General features: G+C 71.3%; 1 pseudogene. It reads left to right on the top strand.

From position 1 onward, the window contains the following. Positions 1 to 456, top strand: a pseudogene (locus HR086_RS47470) (hypothetical protein); the annotation flags it as partial.

Here is a 456-nt window from a genome sequence, read left to right as displayed (position 1 = left end):
GCACTACACCGTCACCCGCCTGCGCGAGAACGAGCTGGGTGAAGAGAGCAACAAGCCCAGTTACCAGCGCGGCACCCCGCGCAAGCTGCCGGTGCATGCCCTGACCAAGGGCCAGCTGAACATCCCGCCGCCGGCGGTGACCCAGGTCAAGCACACCTCCCCCGCCCCGGTGCGCGAGGAAGTGGAGCCGGCCGCAGCGGCACCGGCCCCGGTCGTGGCAGCGCCGGTTGCAGCGGCCCCGAGCGGCGGCGTGATCGGTTGGCTCAAGCGCGTGTTCGGTGGCGAACCGGCGCCGGCACCGGCACCGGCGGCTCCTGTTGCCCGCCAGCAGCAGGACGGCGGCCGCAAGGACCGCAACAAGGATCGCAACAAGGACCGCAAGGATCGCCGCGACGACAACCGTGGCAACGGCAACGCTCAGCAGCAGAAGGATGGCGGCAACCGCAAGGAGCGCGG

The organism is Myxococcus sp. CA039A (assembly GCF_013336645.1).
GTDB classification, from domain to species: domain Bacteria; phylum Myxococcota; class Myxococcia; order Myxococcales; family Myxococcaceae; genus Myxococcus; species Myxococcus llanfairpwllgwyngyllgogerychwyrndrobwllllantysiliogogogochensis.
The sequence above is the reverse complement of the archived record's forward strand: the minus strand, read 5'-3'. Positions and strand labels throughout refer to the sequence as shown.